Origin of the sequence: Acinetobacter sp. CE-15, from assembly GCF_051059255.1 — a bacterium.
GTDB classification, from domain to species: domain Bacteria; phylum Pseudomonadota; class Gammaproteobacteria; order Pseudomonadales; family Moraxellaceae; genus Acinetobacter; species Acinetobacter guillouiae.
The window spans coordinates 174,827-192,108 of record NZ_CP192737.1 but is presented as its reverse complement, the minus strand read 5'-3'; the positions used below and the strand labels follow the sequence as shown (position 1 = coordinate 192,108).

Genomic DNA, 17,282 nt, shown 5'->3' with positions numbered 1-17,282 from the left:
TTGCTAACATCAACTAAAACGAGTTTAAACAATTATTTCAACTCAAATATATTCTGTTAATGATTCACTACCGCCTCGTCAGCAAGTAGTTAACTGTGATAAATCACAGAACTTAATAAGCTATCGGCTTACTAAGTTCTGTAATCACTTAGTCTTTAATTAGTGGTGGAGACTAACGGAGTCGAACCGTTGACCTCCTGCGTGCAAAGCAGGCGCTCTACCAACTAAGCTAAGTCCCCAGCTTAAGATCTTAATATATCTGCTCTTCTGTGTTCAGTAGACTTGGTGGGTCTGACAAGACTTGAACTTGTGACCCCACGCTTATCAAGCGTGTGCTCTAACCAACTGAGCTACAGACCCTCAGATACATCAATGAAGAACAACTTGTTGTGGATTCTTACCAATCGTCAATCTTTCGTTAAGGAGGTGATCCAGCCGCAGGTTCCCCTACGGCTACCTTGTTACGACTTCACCCCAGTCATCGGCCACACCGTGGTAAGCGTCCTCCTTACGGTTAGACTACCTACTTCTGGTGCAACAAACTCCCATGGTGTGACGGGCGGTGTGTACAAGGCCCGGGAACGTATTCACCGCGGCATTCTGATCCGCGATTACTAGCGATTCCGACTTCATGGAGTCGAGTTGCAGACTCCAATCCGGACTACGATCGGCTTTTTGAGATTAGCATCCTATCGCTAGGTAGCAACCCTTTGTACCGACCATTGTAGCACGTGTGTAGCCCTGGTCGTAAGGGCCATGATGACTTGACGTCGTCCCCGCCTTCCTCCAGTTTGTCACTGGCAGTATCCTTAAAGTTCCCACCCGAAGTGCTGGCAAATAAGGAAAAGGGTTGCGCTCGTTGCGGGACTTAACCCAACATCTCACGACACGAGCTGACGACAGCCATGCAGCACCTGTATGTAAGTTCCCGAAGGCACCAATCCATCTCTGGAAAGTTCTTACTATGTCAAGACCAGGTAAGGTTCTTCGCGTTGCATCGAATTAAACCACATGCTCCACCGCTTGTGCGGGCCCCCGTCAATTCATTTGAGTTTTAGTCTTGCGACCGTACTCCCCAGGCGGTCTACTTATCGCGTTAGCTGCGCCACTAAAGCCTCAAAGGCCCCAACGGCTAGTAGACATCGTTTACGGCATGGACTACCAGGGTATCTAATCCTGTTTGCTCCCCATGCTTTCGTACCTCAGCGTCAGTATTAGGCCAGATGGCTGCCTTCGCCATCGGTATTCCTCCAGATCTCTACGCATTTCACCGCTACACCTGGAATTCTACCATCCTCTCCCATACTCTAGCTTCCCAGTATCGAATGCAATTCCCAAGTTAAGCTCGGGGATTTCACATCCGACTTAAAAAGCCGCCTACGCACGCTTTACGCCCAGTAAATCCGATTAACGCTCGCACCCTCTGTATTACCGCGGCTGCTGGCACAGAGTTAGCCGGTGCTTATTCTGCGAGTAACGTCCACTCACTGTAGGTATTAACTACAGGAGCCTCCTCCTCGCTTAAAGTGCTTTACAACCATAAGGCCTTCTTCACACACGCGGCATGGCTGGATCAGGGTTCCCCCCATTGTCCAATATTCCCCACTGCTGCCTCCCGTAGGAGTCTGGGCCGTGTCTCAGTCCCAGTGTGGCGGATCATCCTCTCAGACCCGCTACAGATCGTCGCCTTGGTAGGCCTTTACCCCACCAACTAGCTAATCCGACTTAGGCTCATCTATTAACGCAAGGTCACAAGTGATCCCCTGCTTTCCCCCGTAGGGCGTATGCGGTATTAGCATCCCTTTCGAGATGTTGTCCCCCATTAATAGGCAGATTCCTAAGTATTACTCACCCGTCCGCCGCTAGGTCAATCACCGAAGCAATCTCCCCCGCTCGACTTGCATGTGTTAAGCCTGCCGCCAGCGTTCAATCTGAGCCATGATCAAACTCTTCAGTTAAAAATCATTAGTGACTTAAGGTCACAATTCTGGCTCATCAATGTACTGACAAATTCTCTCAAATAAACTTCGAGTAATTTAAACCAATCAATCAATGATAATATTTCGATCAATCAATCAGTAAAAATCCACACAAGTTGTTCTTCATATTCTCTTAATGATCTTCTCAATGCTTCGTCAGCATCAAGCTAGGTCGGCTATACTACTCTCTATCTCTAAAAAGTCAATCAATAATGTTAATTATTTTTTCTAACAAACCCAACCCTAACATCATCTTAAAATCTCAATTCGAAATCTTAACAACTTAATCAAGTGCCTGATTTATCAGAAGTTTTATTTAACATCACCGCCGATGGATGTGCATTCTACAGCATTCCCTAACCAACACAACCCCTTTTTTTAATTATTTTTCATTTTATCTATCACTTGCTTATTTATTCTTCTAAAACAGCACTTTTTCTTTAAAAATCTGCTTTTTTGCATAAAAACACAGCAATAAAAAAACCAATACCCCCATCATATATTCACTAAAACAACTAAAACGGCCTCTTGTATACCCTTAGCATTGTTATAAATGCAATTTAATAGAGATACGGCGATTAAAATCTATATAAGGAGATAGATCAGTTTTATCATTGAATAGAAGCATCAAACTATTCCTGAGAAAGAGATCAATATTCTGTCGCAACTCAAACAATACTTAGACTCGCTAAAACCAACGCGATAAAACTCACTCTATAAAACCAACTCTATAAAATCGGGTTCTATAAAACCAAGCTGTATTTGCATTTGGATGTATGTCTATATTAAGTCGAGTACAATCTATGGATCCCTACCACCATTAAAGACTATCTTAAAGCGGATTAGGGCTGGCGCCTTGCTCTAGATAAGCCAAGATCATCAAAGTTAATTCTTTTTTTAGCTGCTGTTCTGAAATTAGAAAATTATTATGACTGACATAACGCATCATGGTAAAAAGCGTACTATTGATAATCACAAAGGATTTATTTTTAAGTACTTCAAAACTCCAATGATTAAAAAAACGGCTAAATACATACAATCCCACTTCATAGAAATGCTTTTCTAACACTTTTGCTGCTTCTGAATTGTTATAGCCATGCCAATGTTTAAGCACTTCAATAAAAAAGCCACCATCGGCTTTCATCATGTCAAAACCGAATTGAAGACTAAGTGGAATGATTTCTTCTAAGCTCAATTCTTCTTGGCTAATCGCAATCTGTTTCAACGCAAGCCCCAGCTGCTCACTTTTACGACTTAAAAGCTCCTGAATAATTTCTTCTTTATTGCCAAAATACTGATAGATAGAACCAACACTGACACCTGATTTTTCTGAAATTTTGGGTATGGTGACGTTGATTAAGCCATATTCAGCAACACATAATTGAGTTGCTTCCAAGATACTATCTACGACATTCCGAGCACGTTGTTGTTGTGGTTGTTTTCTCATCTTGCGGTTCACTCCAAAATGCGAATTGAATGCGAATAATTATTCATATTAGAGTTTGACTAAACAATAATCAGGTCGCGCTCAAAATGCAAACATTAATTAAGCCACAACGCCTTGCCTCATTTGAGACGATGGCACGAACAAATATGAAGTCTAAGCTTTTTTATTATTTTACAGACCAGCAGTTACAACCCAATTATGACGAATATCTTTCACTCAATCTTGCCTTACAGACTGGTGATATCGCGATGGACACAGTTATGGATTGGGTGATGACCAATCCGAGACAAAATAGAAAACTTTTTGAAACAGCCTTGTATCAAGGTTTGGATAAACTTCCCAATGAAATCCCTGAATTAACTGATTTTTTTAAAATGGTTGAACAAGCACCGACTTGGCTTGATCCAGCTAAAATTGAAACGGCGATCAAATTTACTCATCGTTTAGGGACAAATGGCACTTTTATTCTACGTGATGTGGCTTTAATGACGGGTTATCAATACCCTGGTTTTAATCAACCGTTAATTATGACGGGTGCTTTACATAAATATGCTGGAAAACGCTTAGCTGAAACCCACAAATGGTGGCTTGATGTCAATCAACAAGATAGCTTCTCTCGTTTTAACAATGGTTTTACTTCAACCATTTATGTGCGTTTTATTCATTCGTTGGTACGCCATCAACTCAATAAATCCAAAGACTGGGATAACGATATTTGGGGAGCACCGATCAATCAATATGATCAAGCCATGACCAACATTGCATTTAGTGCGGTGTTACTTCTCGGTGTCAGAGCCATTGGCATTTTTCCAAACAAGACCGAATCAGAAGCCATCATGCATTTTTGGAAATATACGGGCTGGTTAATGGGAGTAGATGAAAAATGGCTAGTCAGCAAAGAGTCTGACGCATGGAAACTACTGCAATGGATGAATTATGCCCACCCTAAGGCCGATGAAAGTAGCAAAGCTTTAGCCATCAGCTTATCCAAAGAGCCTTTTGAACGACATTACAAACACTTCAATTCTTTTTTGCAGAAAAAAGCCTATCAAAATCACTTGGATATTACCCAGTTTTTTATTGGGAAACGTAAAATGAAAAACCTAGGACTCAAGCCACGTACTTTGGCTTGGTATCCGCTTTATTTAATTGCAAAAAATACCCTGCTCTACCGTAGTGCTAAGCATATCGACAAATTGGATCAATATTTACAACAGAATGGTCGTGCAGAACAAGAATATGCACTCGAACTTTATCAAAATGCGGGGAAACAATTAGCGAGTATGCATCAGTAAGATCTACTCTCCAAACGTACTTCATCATTAAAAAAAACACAAAAAAAAAAGGGAAGCCAATTGGCCTCCCCCTTGTTTTACATTACATGACTTCGCGTCACATTACCCATTGATCAATGAGAATGCGTTGCTTCAGAAGCTGGCTGATCCATGTTTTGCATACTTTCATGACTCATCTTAGACATATCATGTTGCTGAGCTGCATTCTGTTTTTGGCTTGGCATATAGTCAGGCTCGTTGGTAATCGCCAAATAGAAGATTCCCATAAAAATACAGCTTAAAATAATTGCGATTATCAGCAACTTCCATCCCCAAAACGATTTTTCAGGTGACAACTTATTACTGTCATTACTCATAGAACATCCTCATATTTCTGTAAAAATTCAGTTTTAAATCAATTAAAATTTCATGCTAATACGAGCCCAATAATTACGCCCTGTATTATTAAATTGTTGAGTACCGACTTGACCATCCGCACCTAGACCCAATTTGTTTAAATGCTCGGTATAGGTTTTATCTAAGACATTGTCGACACCAACAGCAAGATTTAGATCTTTTTGAATGTTATATGACGCATTCAATGCCAAGGTGGTAAAGCTTTTACTTTCACCAGTGTCATAACCGACAATATTACCTTGATTTAAGCTAATACGATCTTGTTTCGCCACTGCACGCCATAATAAACCTAAAGAATATTTATCTTGAACATAACGTAAATTCAAACGACCTTCTAAAGGCGCAATTTGTGGCAATGGTTTATGTGTATCGGTATTTTCGCCCCATGCATACATTGCACTTAAATCCGCTTGAATCGCATCAGTAAATTGATAACCGATCCCCGCTTCAGCACCCGCGATAGTTGCATCGACATTTTTTGCCCCAGCACTGAATGAAGAACCGTGATCATGCCCACCCATTCCAGCTTTTGGATGATTATGATAACTCAATAAAATAAAGTCATTAATCAACCCTGCATATGCTGATGTCCATACACTCAATGCATCATGTTGGTATTGATAACCGAGATCCAACTGTAAAGTTTTTTCAGTGTTTAGATCATTAAACGTCGGTTTAGACATACCAGTATTACCATGTGCAGTACTGAATAGCTCCCAATAATCAGGAACACGCTCCACATAACCCAAACCAATATAAGATTTGGCATTATGCTCAGGATATTGATTTTCTAAACGAATAAATGCACTTGGCAAAGTTTCTTTACGTTGATCATTCAGTTTTAAGGCATCAATTTTAACTTGATCGATACGTGCACCTGTCACCAACTTATAAGCATCATTGAATTGATAGGTCATTTCTCCGAAAGCACCATAAGATTGGAAGCGCATATCCTCTCTAAATGCAACATTCATGGATGGCATGGTCGGTGATGACATACTGCCACCATGTTTGTTCAGCTGAGAATCCACCCCAGTAATTAAACTGAGCTTATCCCATTCACTGGTCATGGCTAAACGACTATTTAAAGTACGGCGTGTCACCTGCATTGCCATTGGGTTTGGCATCAACATCTTCATGTCACCATGTGTCATTTCTGCCAATGGTGGAGTACGTAAACTAAAGTTATCCATAATATGGTCGTTATAACTATAGTTCACTTGCCCTTCGAGCTTTTTAATCACAGGGCTTAAATTCTTCTTTTCAACACGTAAGCCTAGGCTTTCACGTGCAAATTGAGAACCATCCATGGTTCGGCCTGCGTATTCAGCCTCACCATCGGCTTTACCACCCGTCAGTTCAACCCATGTATCTTCATCGGGTGTCCAGCCTAAGGCTAAATCGGTATTCCAGCGTTCCCAAGAAGAAGGCACTTTATTACCATCACCATCCTCATAGCTGTTTGACTCAGAACGATTGGCATTGATACGCATGTATTTTTTACTGTCACCGACAGCAGCTTCAATGTTGTGATCCAAACGTCCAAAAGAACCGACTAAAACACTGGCTTGACCTTGATAATTTTTATCATCTGTTAAGGTTGGTTTCTGACGTTCAAAAATCACCGTGGCTGCTGAACCTGTATTGGCATATTGGACTGTCTGAGGTCCTTTTACCACCGAAATACGGTCAAAACTTTCAGGTTGAATATACGACGTAGGTGCATCCATGCGTGCTGGGCATGCACCTAAATTTTCGGTACCATCTGTTAAAATTTTAATCCGTGAACCAAACATGCCGCGGAATGTGACATCTCCATTGGTTCCACCACTTTTAATCGAATTAAAGCCTGCAATACTTTGCAAATAATCAGCACCATCTGTGGCAGGTACAGGTTGAATCGGCTGTTTTGGATCAGCATGAATAATCAAACCATTGGCATCATTATTTAACTGTGCTGTAACCACGATTGGAGCAAGTTGAGATGCATGTTCCTGGTCGTGTGCAAATGCCGCTGTAGAATAACAAGCAACACAAACCGCAGCCGCTAAAGGCTGTAAAAAGAATTGAGGTTGAGCCATTTTCTTTCTCTTAAATCATAAATTAAACAAGGCTGGAGTCAATGAAGACCCTAAAAATTAAGTTTTTGATTTATGCAAAAAGTGGCGGGGCTCGCCCTTGGGGAAGTAAAAACAAACGTTGCAATACAAAATAGACATGTCGAAATGCTTTTTGAAATGCAACCAATCGCACTTGAATGCGATCTAATATTTCTTTGATTTCAAGTTCAGGAGGTAAAACCAAATTGCCATAAACTGTACAGTATTGGCACTGGTGACCCGCATCATGGTGATGTGAACTTGGTTGCTCTGGCACTGCATGCTCAGCATGGGCCAACAGATGCTCATGACTAGCAGCTTCATGTGCAGAAGATGCAGATTGATGTTGATGATGGGTGCTATGTTGATGCTTTTCGTAGAAATGACTTTGTACTAAAGCTTGAGTAATAGTTTCACAGACCGGCGCAATTTGATATTGCTTCGGTAGCAAAGGCTGTAAAAATACAGCAATCTGTAAAAAAACTGCGGTAAAACCGAGCAGTAAACCTATTCTCAACAAAACGTTCGTCTCAACATTTTTCGAGCCAGAGTATAACAAAGCCCAAACAAAATTGGGCTTTGTATTGCAGAAAAATTTTAAAAGTTTTTAAAATTCAACTGACTCAGATCAACGTTTTGCTGGAACTTTTTGCTTTTCACGCTGACGAACCACTTTTTCCACTTTTTCACGCGCACGTTGACGCTTTAAAGGGGATAAGTAATCCACAAATAATTTACCGTTTAAGTGATCCATTTCATGTTGAATACATACCGCCAATAGATCATCCGCTTCGACTTCAAAAGCTTGACCTTCAAGGTTAATTGCTTCAATTTTAACTCGTGACGGACGCTCAACTTTATCGTATATTTGAGGAACAGAAAGACAGCCTTCCTCATAAGATAAGGTTTCTTCTGTAAGCGGTGTTATTTTGGGGTTAATGAACACCATAGGTTGGTCTTTGTCTTCAGACAGATCCATTACGATAAGCTGAATATGCTGATCGACCTGTGTAGCAGCCAGACCAATACCTGGCGCTTCATACATGGTTTCAAACATGTCTGCTGCTAACTGGCGAATTTCATCAGTTACCACATCGACAGGTTTTGCAATGGTGCGTAAACGGGGATCAGGAAAACTTAAAATAGGTAATAAGGCCATACTGTACCCTCTGTTGCTATGCCATTGATCTTAAAACTAAATGAAGAATATGCTTCATTAAAAAAATGTGTGTAATATGCGTATTATAACGCATATAGAGACATAATTTTAGGAATTATGATAATGAAAAAGGTTTTAACTGGCATAACGAACTTTCATGCCAAGGGGTTCAAGAAACAATTACTTGCTGTGACACTATGTTTAAGTGCTGGATTCACTTACATGGAAATCACACACGCAAGTCCAAATACCAATCCACCTGCACTTAAATCCAGTGCACCCAATGTCTATGTGGTGAAACGTGGTGATACTTTATGGGATATTGCGGGGAAATTTTTAAGCAAGCCTTGGCGCTGGCCTGAAATCTGGGCAAGCAATAAGCATGTTAAAAATCCACATTGGATTTATCCAGGCGATAAATTATTGTTGTGTACTTTAGATGGTCGCCCATTGATTGGTGTAGATGAAGGTGATGGTTGTGATGGAATTATCCGTCGTCATCAAGGTGGAACATCTTTACGCCCTCAAATACGCGTTGAATCCTTAAATAATGCGATTTCAGTGATTCCATTATCAGATATTCAACCATGGTTAGAACACAGTATTGTGGTCAATCCTGAATCTTTACAGAACATCCCTTATACCATCGGCGCTGCTGATAATCGTGTGATTACGGGTGCAGGACAAACCGTTTATGCGCGTGGAAATGGCTTAGTCGTGGGTCAACGTTATGGGATCTATCGTGAAGGCAAACCTTATACTTTCCTCAATGCTGAAGGCAAAAAGTTTAATGCAGGCATGGAATTAACTGAGGTTGCTTCTGCAACTGCGGCGGCTGGTGAAAATGATGTCACCACCCTTGAGTTAACCAAAAGTTATAATGCTGAAGTGCGTAAGGGCGACTATGTCCTACCAAGCTATGATGCTGAATTGCCGAGTTTGTTCTATCCAACCACCACCAATGAAGTCACCAATGGCGGTAAAGTGGTTCGTGTACAAGGTTCAATTGGTACAGCAGCGCAATATAGTGTAGTCACCATTGACCGTGGTAGCTTACAAGGTGCTAAACCTGGGCAAGTCTTTAGTATTTACCAACAAGGTGAAACAGTCCGTGACCCAAAAACCAAAGAGTCTGTGAAATTACCAAGTCAAAAAATTGGTACGCTGATGATCTTTAAGAGTTTTGATCACCTCAGCTATGCCTATATTTTGGAAAGTAATTTACCAATTAAAATGGGTGCTGAAATTAAACCGCCTGCAATTGCAGATAACTAAGTTTTTCATGATGTGATTTAAATATGTTGAAGCAGATATCCAATGACCAATATGATGCCATCAGACTTTGGTATTTGGTTCAACATTCGCTCAGCGCTTTTCGTAAATTAGAAATACACTTTGGCTCTATCACAAAAGCGCTGCAAGCTGAAAATTTAAACCGCTGGTCTGAAGCCAAAATTCATAAAAACCATCTTGAAAGAGCCAGTGAATTTCTTACTGCGCTTGGGCAATCCAAATTTCAAGTTTGCTTCGATAAAATTCAACAACATACAGATTTTATTGTTTTAGATACCGACCCTCACTACCCTCAACAGCTGTTACCTTATCCTGATCATCCGCCAATTCTATTTGGTAAAGGTGCATTTCAGAATCTAAGTCAACCGCAAATCGCCATCGTGGGTAGTCGAAAGCCAAGCCCTCATGGCAAACAAGTGGCTTATGATTTTGCTTACTATTTGAGTGAAAAGGGCTTTTTTATTACTAGTGGCCTAGCACTGGGAATTGATGCCGCTGCACATATGGGTGGACTAAAACACCATCGAACCATTGCGGTGATCGGTACAGGCTTAGATCTGGTTTATCCTAGTCAAAATAGACAGTTACAAGAACAAATTTTGCAGCATTCAGGAACGATTTTGACTGAATACCTGCCAGAAACTCAGCCTATTCAGCGCAATTTTCCCTATCGAAATCGGATCGTGAGTGGTTTGAGCTTAGGTGTTGTTGTCGCAGAAGCACAACTTGGAAGCGGTTCACTGATTACGGCGCAAGCTGCCGCAGAACAAGGTAAAGTGATTTTTGCAATTCCGGGGCATATTTATGGAGAGCATCATCAAGGATGTCATCAGCTCATTCGTGAAGGGGCCATTCTGGTTGATCATCCAGAACAGATTGTTGAAGATTTAGCACTTCCCACCCAATGGCATTGCGCACAACAGTCTGAATCACGTTCCCCAATGCCAGAAATTCCCGAGCATTTATTTAAGCTGTATCAATTGCTGGATTGGATTGGGCAAGACTTAGATACGCTTGCTCAAAACGCAAATTTAGACATTGCACAACTCACAAGCGATCTTATGGAATTAGAACTTTTGGGTCACTGTATTCAACAATCTGGGCTGTACTTACGTTGCCGAGTCAGTTATTAAGGTTCACAATAGTAGCTTATTCCACGAAATGGCAAGGTAAACATAGATGATTACAACCTCAGTTGCTGAAGCTGCACAAATTCTTCAACAAGGTAAAGTCTTGGCTTATCCAACAGAGGCAGTATGGGGTTTAGGCTGCGATCCGTTCAATGAACAGGCTTTTTTAGAAATTTTAAGGCTTAAACAACGCCCTATAGAGAAAGGCGTGATTTTATTGGCAGGACAGCTCTCACAAGTTGAGCATCTATTAACAGAAATTGACCCTATTATTCGTGAACAAATCATTCAATCATGGACACAACGCTCTAGAACAGAACGGGCAACAACTTGGCTACTTCCAGCTGATGATAAAATTCCACAATGGATTAAAGGCCAGCATGCTCAGGTTGCAGTTCGTGTAACCAATCACCCTTTGTGCATTGCCTTATGTAATGCCTTTAATGGTTTTATTGTGTCGACCAGTGCAAATTCAGCAGGTTTAGAACCGGCAAGATCTTTACAACAAGCCAGTCAATATTTTGGTTCTGAATTGAATTATTTAAATGGTGATCTTGGTTTAAGTCGCGAACCAAGCAAGATCATTGACGCATCTACAGCGCAAGTGATTCGCGCTTAAGCACTTTAAAATATTCAATCAATCATGAACTTAAATATTGCCAATAAAAAGGCAAAAAAAAACTCAGCCACATATAGGGTTGGCTGAGTATAAAAAAGGATGCGTTAAACACATCCAGAGGGTATGAAAAATTCAGTGTAGAACAATTTAATTAAGAAATTCTTAATTCGCTACGATGAAAATATTATCCTATAAATTTTTTTTGAATACAAATATATTCTTCTGAGCAAGATCTGTTCATTTGACTGAATTGCAAATAACTGGAATTTCAATAATAAAACTAAGTGTTTAAATTTGTTTTACTATTTGCATTTTTAACAGGTAAATCACTAATTCAAAAACAAATTTTGCTCAGATTTAATACTTTAAAAGGGTAAAAAATAAGTTTCCAAATGAACATTTTTCACCCAAAATACTTTGAATTTTAACTCAATAATGTACTTTTTTTGACACTAAGTGACTTTTTTTGTGCCAATGCAATTCCCACTAAAATGACAATACCACCGATCGTATGCGACATCGTCCAAGCCTCATGCAACCAGAAGTAGGCAATGATTGCAGTAAATACTGGCATTAAATTCATAAAAATGCTGGTTCGATTTGGACCTAGATATTGTACAGCCATCATCCACAATAAAGGCGCAACAAGAGAAGGTAATATACCCGCATATAAAACGCTGGCAACATTGCCTTGGTTAATCGCATCAATGCCATAATAAAGCACAAATGGTAAATGGTAGACCAAGGTCAACGCAATTTGCACATAGAGGCTCAGCAGTAATGGAACTTTCAATTGCCATTTTTTTAGAAAGACCCCATAAAAAGCATAAAAGAACACGGCCAAGACCATGATCAAATCACCAGAGTGCCCTGCCAATTGAGTCAAGTTGCTAAAATCCCCTCGGCCAATCACATACAGTAAACCGAGAAAAGACAAGATACTGCCGACAACAGCGAAGCGATTGGGAATTTCACGTAAAATAAGAATCGAAACAAAAATGGTAAATACCGGAATAAAGGCGTTGATAATGCCCATATTGGTTGCTGTGGTGTAATGCGCTGCACTATAGGCCAAGCCTTGATACAAGAACATACCAAAAGCACTCAGCACCACAAATTGCATAAAATGTTGTTTAACCAAATGACGTTGCTTCCACACTTGGGGCAACATAAATGGAGTCAAAATAATAAATGCCACTAACCAGCGATAAAAGCTAATACTGACAGGTGAAATATAATCCGAAACATAACGTGTAACTGCAATATTCATTGACCAAATCAATACTGCAATGATCGGTAAACTGATTGCCCACCACATGGGTTTTGAATTGCTATACATAATTTTGACTGTCGAATAGGATCTGAAAATGATTATCGATGAAGTCGGAATAAATTTAAATATGGCATTTCAGACATCTATAGGGCTTTTCAGACAAATGCTATTTTATGCGTTTTTAAACTTAGAATAATTCCCAAGTTTTAATTGCCAAAGTCACCACACTTTGTAACTGTTCAGCACTAACCCCATCACGGGCTTGCATGGTTAAACCTTGAATCACCGTTGAATAATAATCTGTCATCGCTTGAATATTGGCGTGTGGGTTTAAGTCACCTTCTTTGACACCCTGTTGCAAACGTTGGTAGATATTTTCTTTGACTTGTTGTCTTTTCAGCAAGAGATCATGCTGAATCGGTGCATGTTCTTGTGAACAATTCATGGTTGCGGTCACCAACATACAACCTGTCGGTTTATTCTGTTGAACCAGTTTTTTGAGGTTTTCATACAAATAAATTTCAATAGCGATTTTTGCTGTTTTGGCTTGTTGAAAAATAACTTCCAAAGGACATGCCTCATGCTTTAAGTAGTATTCCAAACAGGCATGAAACAGCTGTGATTTATCACCAAAACTACTGTAGATACTGGGTGCAGTAAGATTTAAGGCTTTGGTTAAATCGCTCATCGATGTGGATTCATAGCCATATTCCCAGAACAACAACATGGCTTTTTGTAGCGCTTGTTGTTCATCAAAACATTTAGGACGACCACGCCCACGCTTAGGTGCTTGTTTTTCAGCGACTAAAGCATGTTTTTCAGAATCAGCCATAACTTTCACATATATTTTTATAACGAACATTATTAAATTAATTGACAACACAAAATTAATCAAATATTTTATTTTTATAACGATCGTTAATGAATTAAAAAATACCTCCATATGCTTTCGCTTTACAGCAGGAATATATCTTCATGAATATGATGCAATCAGAAGTTTCAGAACCACAGCCCTCTGAGATTCCCCCCAGTAGCCAAGGGAGCTGGTTGGCGCTATTAACCGTTGCAATTACTGCTTTTGCTTTGGTCACCAGTGAGTTTCTCCCAATCGGTGTACTCAACAATATTTCCAGTGATTTGCATGTATCTGTTGGTACAGCAGGTTTGATGATCACCCTCCCAGGGATCATGGCCGCCATAGCAGCCCCACTCCTTCCGGTTCTAGTCAAAAATTTAGATCGGCGTTACTTACTTCTGGCATTGTCTGCAACGATGGTGTTTGCCAATGCCATCACTGCAATTGCATCAACTTTTGAAATTTTATTGCTGAGCCGTTTTATTCTTGGATTTGCGATTGGTGGATTCTGGGCGACTGCGATTGCCTTAAGTGGCCGTTTAGCACCAACCCATTTACCTATTGCGAAAGCAACAGCAACTGTCATGGCTGGGGTAACTTTAGCCACTGTTCTTGGTGTACCGATTGGGACATGGCTAAGTGATGCATATGGCTGGCGAACATCATTTGGAATTACCTCCGCCATCGGCTTCGTTGTTTTACTGTTGGGGATTAAATTTATCCCAAGTTTAAAACCAGAGTCTGCCATTCATTTTAAAGACTTACCCGCATTGCTAAGAATCAGTAAAGCCAGACAAGGTTTGATTATTATTTTGTTGATTGGTTTAGCTCATTTTTCATCATATAGCTATCTGACCCCGTTTTTTAAAAATTCAGCAGGCTTTGACAGTGCTACCATCAGTTCGCTACTGCTATTATTTGGTATCGCAGGTATTTTTGGGAATGCTTTTGCTGGTTATAGCGGTAATTTGAATGTGCGTTATACCTTTGCATTCGTTGCCATCTGTTTTGCGGTTGTATTCTTTGGCTTTCCTCTATTTGCCATTCATCCATCAGGCGCCTTCATTCTTACAGCGCTTTGGGGTTTTGCATTTGGTGCATTTCCAACCACTGCCAATATTTGGATGTTCTTACACGCCCCTCAAGCCGTAGAAAAAGGCATGCCCTTATTTGTTGGTTTCTTCCAAGTGATGATTGCAACAGGTGCTTTAATCGGTGGCTATGTTGTTGACCATTTTAATGCCAACATTTTATTGTATAGTGTACTGAGTTTTATTCTTTTGGCCTTTATTTCAATCTTCACGTTGAGTCGTGGATTAAATAATCCCAAAGCTGAAAACACTGCCATCCAATGTGAGAGTTAAGTCTTTTCAACTATGTATTCAGCGCTGATTTCTGTAGAAGAATTTTTCTACCAAAAGCATGATGTAGTGACACCCCATTCAAATTTATGGGGTGATTTTAATTTGAGTTTAAATGGGACTTTAGAACTCAATGTCGCAGAACAAACCTATCTGTCTCCACCAAGTTATGGTTTGTGGATTCCACCGCAAACCGAACATTGTTGTACAGCTGTGGATGATCAACTGACGCATTACATCTGTATCCGTATTCATCCTCAGCTTTGTCAAAGCTTATCCCAAAGCACAAAGACTTTAAGTATTCGCCCCTTTTTACGTCATACCATTGAAGAAGTTTTAGAGCAGCAGAAACAAGGGATTCCATCATCTCCCTATTATCAACACTTATTAGAACTGTTGGTCGATCAAATCCAAAATAGTGTGTGTTATGAGCATTATTTACCGCAAACCAACCACCCCACACTCAAGCCTATTCTTGAGCATTTGTCGGATACAACACGCTTTCCCCAAAGCCTTCAAGAAATACTCGATACTTTCCAAATTACTGAACGGCACGCACTTAGACTTAGCCAAGAGCACCTTAAACTTTCGCTGTCTGAATGGCGTAATCGCGCCAAGATTATTTATGCAATTTCATTGATCCAACAAGGCATTTCAATTAAAAAAATTAGCTTAGATCTCGGCTATCAACACACTTCTAGCTTCATTGAGTTTTTTAAACGTTATACCCATCAAACCCCAGCACAAATGCGAAATCTTTAAGATTAGGACATTTTTCAAACAATCTATTTCCACTTTATTGATAAGTTTATATACAAAAATACTATGGAAAATTGCCTTAAAATTGTGCATTTTGCATCTTATGCTCTAGATTAAGCATATAACTTTTTGAATTTGTATATATTACCGTCAAATTCATAAGAATTTTAAATAATGAAGGGTTCGAATAAATGAAAAAATTACTACTAGCTACACTATGTGCTTCAGCGTTTGCTTTAACTGCATGTGATAAAAAACCAGCTGATTCAGCTTCAGGAACTGAGAGCAAACCTGCTGCAGCTGCGGTTTCTTTAAGTACCAACAATACTGCTGATATCAAAAGCGATTTAACTGCACTTCAAACAATGTCTACAGCGAAAGCTAAAGAAGCATTGAACTTCCAAACAGAAGTGATGCAAGCTGCACAAAAGGGTGATAAAGATGCACTGAAAGGTGTTGTCGATAAAATGAAAACTTATGTGGACGGTTTCAACAAAGATCTTGATGGTTTAGCACTTAAAAGTACTGAAGTTGCATCTGTACGTGACAAAATGAAAGAGTCAAATAACCTAGGCGTTGAAATGTCTGAAGCTGGTTTAGCGACTTCACCAGATCCACAAAAAATCATGGAACTACAAAAGAAAGGTACTGAGTTACAACAAAGCCTGTTAACTGAAATGCAAGCACTTCAAGCCAAAGCAAACGCTGCACCATAATCGATTAAATTTGATGCAGTTTTTAAAAGCAGATCCCATGATCTGCTTTTTTTATTACACTTATATACAAATGTAACTTGCTGAAATCTTGGAATATCGCTAAAACATTAGACATATTTCTAATCACTGTCTTTTGATTTTTAAGGATACCCCTATGAGCAATTCCGTTTATGACATCCCAGTCAATACCATCAAAGGTGACGCGACAACCTTGAATCAATATCAAGGTAAAGTTCTTTTAATCGTTAACGTTGCATCTAAATGTGGCCTTACTCCACAATATGAAGGTTTAGAAAAACTATATACTGAAAAGAAAGATCAAGGTTTAGAAATCCTCGGCTTTCCGGCAAATAACTTTCTTGCGCAAGAGCCTGGAACAAATGATGAAATCGAGCAATTTTGCTCTTTAACTTACAATGTCGACTTCCCACTTTTTGCTAAAATTTCAGTTGCAGGTGATGATAAGCATCCACTTTATGACAGCTTAATTCATGCAATCCCTGAGCGTATTGGTGAAGGCCCTTGGTGGAAAGACTTAGTCGATTATGGCCTAACACCAAACCCAAAACCTGAAGTCCTTTGGAACTTTGAAAAATTCTTAATCGGTAAAAATGGTGAAATCGTGGCACGTTTTGCACCAGATATCACTGCTGATGATCCACGAATTACATCTGCGATTGAAGCTGAATTAGCAAAATAGATTGAGCATTAAAAGCACTATGCTTTAAATAAATTTTTATATTTTGCAGTTTTGATCGAAAATTTTATATTTTCGATCAAAATCCCTCTAGCTTTATTCACAATTTAAAATTTCAACCATCTTCAATAGCGTGCTAAAAATGCATTCTTTTTTGCTTTTGCTTGAGTAGAAATGAATCTCTAAAGTTACAGACTGTATGC

The 17,282-nt window shown here is 39.7% G+C and carries 15 protein-coding genes, 2 tRNA genes and 1 rRNA gene; 8 read left to right on the top strand and 10 right to left on the bottom strand.

What is annotated here, in order from left to right; genetic code table 11:
• Positions 1-163: 163 nt before the first annotated feature.
• The 4 genes from ACQ7EO_RS00895 to ACQ7EO_RS00880 all read right to left on the bottom strand — a co-directional run bounded on the left by ACQ7EO_RS00895 (position 164) and on the right by ACQ7EO_RS00880 (position 3,426).
• Positions 164-239 (bottom strand) — tRNA-Ala (locus ACQ7EO_RS00895).
• Positions 240-283: 44 nt separating this feature from the next.
• Positions 284-360, bottom strand: a tRNA-Ile gene (locus ACQ7EO_RS00890).
• 59 nt (positions 361-419) lie between these two features.
• Positions 420-1,958: ribosomal RNA gene (locus tag ACQ7EO_RS00885) — 16S ribosomal RNA — on the bottom strand.
• A gap of 853 nt (positions 1,959-2,811) precedes the next feature.
• Positions 2,812-3,426 (bottom strand): TetR/AcrR family transcriptional regulator, encoded by a 615-nt coding sequence (locus ACQ7EO_RS00880; protein WP_419313299.1) that lies wholly within the window; start codon positions 3,424-3,426, stop codon positions 2,812-2,814.
• A gap of 86 nt (positions 3,427-3,512) precedes the next feature.
• Between ACQ7EO_RS00880 and ACQ7EO_RS00875 the strand changes: the two genes are divergently transcribed.
• On the top strand, positions 3,513-4,721 hold the full coding sequence (locus ACQ7EO_RS00875; protein ID WP_434278706.1) for an oxygenase MpaB family protein: 1,209 nt from the start codon (positions 3,513-3,515) through the stop codon (positions 4,719-4,721).
• A gap of 113 nt (positions 4,722-4,834) precedes the next feature.
• On the opposite strand, the gene ACQ7EO_RS00870 is transcribed toward ACQ7EO_RS00875, so the two are convergent.
• The 4 genes from ACQ7EO_RS00870 to def all read right to left on the bottom strand — a co-directional run bounded on the left by ACQ7EO_RS00870 (position 4,835) and on the right by def (position 8,375).
• Positions 4,835-5,077, bottom strand: coding sequence for a DUF4199 domain-containing protein (locus ACQ7EO_RS00870; RefSeq protein WP_353164344.1), 243 nt, complete (start codon positions 5,075-5,077; stop codon positions 4,835-4,837).
• Positions 5,078-5,119: 42 nt separating this feature from the next.
• The gene (locus ACQ7EO_RS00865) at positions 5,120-7,198 is read right to left on the bottom strand and encodes a TonB-dependent copper receptor (RefSeq protein WP_419313305.1); all 2,079 of its coding nucleotides are present in this window, start codon (positions 7,196-7,198) and stop codon (positions 5,120-5,122) included.
• A gap of 70 nt (positions 7,199-7,268) precedes the next feature.
• Positions 7,269-7,775 carry a DUF2946 family protein gene (locus tag ACQ7EO_RS00860; protein ID WP_413772482.1) on the bottom strand — a complete coding sequence of 169 codons (507 nt, stop codon included), beginning with the start codon at positions 7,773-7,775 and terminating at the stop codon, positions 7,269-7,271.
• 69 nt (positions 7,776-7,844) lie between these two features.
• Positions 7,845-8,375 carry a peptide deformylase gene (def, locus tag ACQ7EO_RS00855; protein WP_004723400.1) on the bottom strand — a complete coding sequence of 177 codons (531 nt, stop codon included), beginning with the start codon at positions 8,373-8,375 and terminating at the stop codon, positions 7,845-7,847.
• 123 nt (positions 8,376-8,498) lie between these two features.
• Here def and ACQ7EO_RS00850 point away from each other — a divergent pair, with 123 nt between their 5' ends.
• The 3 genes from ACQ7EO_RS00850 to ACQ7EO_RS00840 are packed head-to-tail and all read left to right on the top strand — an operon-like array spanning position 8,499 to position 11,417.
• Positions 8,499-9,650 (top strand): LysM peptidoglycan-binding domain-containing protein, encoded by a 1,152-nt coding sequence (locus ACQ7EO_RS00850; RefSeq protein WP_004823724.1) that lies wholly within the window; start codon positions 8,499-8,501, stop codon positions 9,648-9,650.
• A gap of 23 nt (positions 9,651-9,673) precedes the next feature.
• Complete coding sequence (gene dprA / locus ACQ7EO_RS00845) at positions 9,674-10,801, top strand: DNA-processing protein DprA (RefSeq protein WP_434278705.1); 1,128 nt, start codon at positions 9,674-9,676, stop codon at positions 10,799-10,801.
• A 46-nt stretch (positions 10,802-10,847) separates the two neighbouring features.
• Complete coding sequence (locus ACQ7EO_RS00840) at positions 10,848-11,417, top strand: L-threonylcarbamoyladenylate synthase (RefSeq protein WP_096735350.1); 570 nt, start codon at positions 10,848-10,850, stop codon at positions 11,415-11,417.
• A gap of 424 nt (positions 11,418-11,841) precedes the next feature.
• Here ACQ7EO_RS00840 and ACQ7EO_RS00835 read toward each other — a convergent pair whose 3' ends face one another.
• On the bottom strand, positions 11,842-12,735 hold the full coding sequence (locus tag ACQ7EO_RS00835; protein WP_004823721.1) for a DMT family transporter: 894 nt from the start codon (positions 12,733-12,735) through the stop codon (positions 11,842-11,844).
• Positions 12,736-12,877: 142 nt separating this feature from the next.
• Positions 12,878-13,522 (bottom strand): TetR/AcrR family transcriptional regulator, encoded by a 645-nt coding sequence (locus ACQ7EO_RS00830; RefSeq protein WP_004823720.1) that lies wholly within the window; start codon positions 13,520-13,522, stop codon positions 12,878-12,880.
• Positions 13,523-13,671: 149 nt separating this feature from the next.
• Between ACQ7EO_RS00830 and ACQ7EO_RS00825 the strand changes: the two genes are divergently transcribed.
• The 4 genes from ACQ7EO_RS00825 (at position 13,672) to ACQ7EO_RS00810 (ending at position 17,082) form a co-directional block, all read left to right on the top strand.
• Positions 13,672-14,910, top strand: coding sequence for an MFS transporter (locus tag ACQ7EO_RS00825; protein ID WP_171077806.1), 1,239 nt, complete (start codon positions 13,672-13,674; stop codon positions 14,908-14,910).
• A gap of 12 nt (positions 14,911-14,922) precedes the next feature.
• Positions 14,923-15,669: a helix-turn-helix domain-containing protein gene (locus tag ACQ7EO_RS00820; RefSeq protein ID WP_004723409.1), complete on the top strand. Its 747-nt coding sequence runs from the start codon at positions 14,923-14,925 to the stop codon at positions 15,667-15,669.
• Positions 15,670-15,857: 188 nt separating this feature from the next.
• Entirely contained in the window at positions 15,858-16,382 is a 525-nt protein-coding gene (locus ACQ7EO_RS00815; RefSeq protein WP_004823717.1) for a hypothetical protein, read from the top strand.
• A 154-nt stretch (positions 16,383-16,536) separates the two neighbouring features.
• Positions 16,537-17,082 carry a glutathione peroxidase gene (locus tag ACQ7EO_RS00810; protein ID WP_419330694.1) on the top strand — a complete coding sequence of 182 codons (546 nt, stop codon included), beginning with the start codon at positions 16,537-16,539 and terminating at the stop codon, positions 17,080-17,082.
• Positions 17,083-17,282: the final 200 nt, after the last annotated feature.

Coding starts and splice junctions, on each gene's coding strand:
- ACQ7EO_RS00880 (WP_419313299.1), bottom strand. CDS start 3,426: ATGAGAAAACAACCACAACAACAACGTGCTCGGAATGTCGTAGATAGT.
- ACQ7EO_RS00875 (WP_434278706.1), top strand. CDS start 3,513: ATGCAAACATTAATTAAGCCACAACGCCTTGCCTCATTTGAGACGATG.
- ACQ7EO_RS00870 (WP_353164344.1), bottom strand. CDS start 5,077: ATGAGTAATGACAGTAATAAGTTGTCACCTGAAAAATCGTTTTGGGGA.
- ACQ7EO_RS00865 (WP_419313305.1), bottom strand. CDS start 7,198: ATGGCTCAACCTCAATTCTTTTTACAGCCTTTAGCGGCTGCGGTTTGT.
- def (WP_004723400.1), bottom strand. CDS start 8,375: ATGGCCTTATTACCTATTTTAAGTTTTCCTGATCCCCGTTTACGCACC.
- ACQ7EO_RS00850 (WP_004823724.1), top strand. CDS start 8,499: ATGAAAAAGGTTTTAACTGGCATAACGAACTTTCATGCCAAGGGGTTC.
- dprA (WP_434278705.1), top strand. CDS start 9,674: ATGTTGAAGCAGATATCCAATGACCAATATGATGCCATCAGACTTTGG.
- ACQ7EO_RS00840 (WP_096735350.1), top strand. CDS start 10,848: ATGATTACAACCTCAGTTGCTGAAGCTGCACAAATTCTTCAACAAGGT.
- ACQ7EO_RS00835 (WP_004823721.1), bottom strand. CDS start 12,735: ATGTGGTGGGCAATCAGTTTACCGATCATTGCAGTATTGATTTGGTCA.
- ACQ7EO_RS00830 (WP_004823720.1), bottom strand. CDS start 13,522: ATGGCTGATTCTGAAAAACATGCTTTAGTCGCTGAAAAACAAGCACCT.
- ACQ7EO_RS00825 (WP_171077806.1), top strand. CDS start 13,672: ATGATGCAATCAGAAGTTTCAGAACCACAGCCCTCTGAGATTCCCCCC.
- ACQ7EO_RS00820 (WP_004723409.1), top strand. CDS start 14,923: ATGTATTCAGCGCTGATTTCTGTAGAAGAATTTTTCTACCAAAAGCAT.
- ACQ7EO_RS00815 (WP_004823717.1), top strand. CDS start 15,858: ATGAAAAAATTACTACTAGCTACACTATGTGCTTCAGCGTTTGCTTTA.
- ACQ7EO_RS00810 (WP_419330694.1), top strand. CDS start 16,537: ATGAGCAATTCCGTTTATGACATCCCAGTCAATACCATCAAAGGTGAC.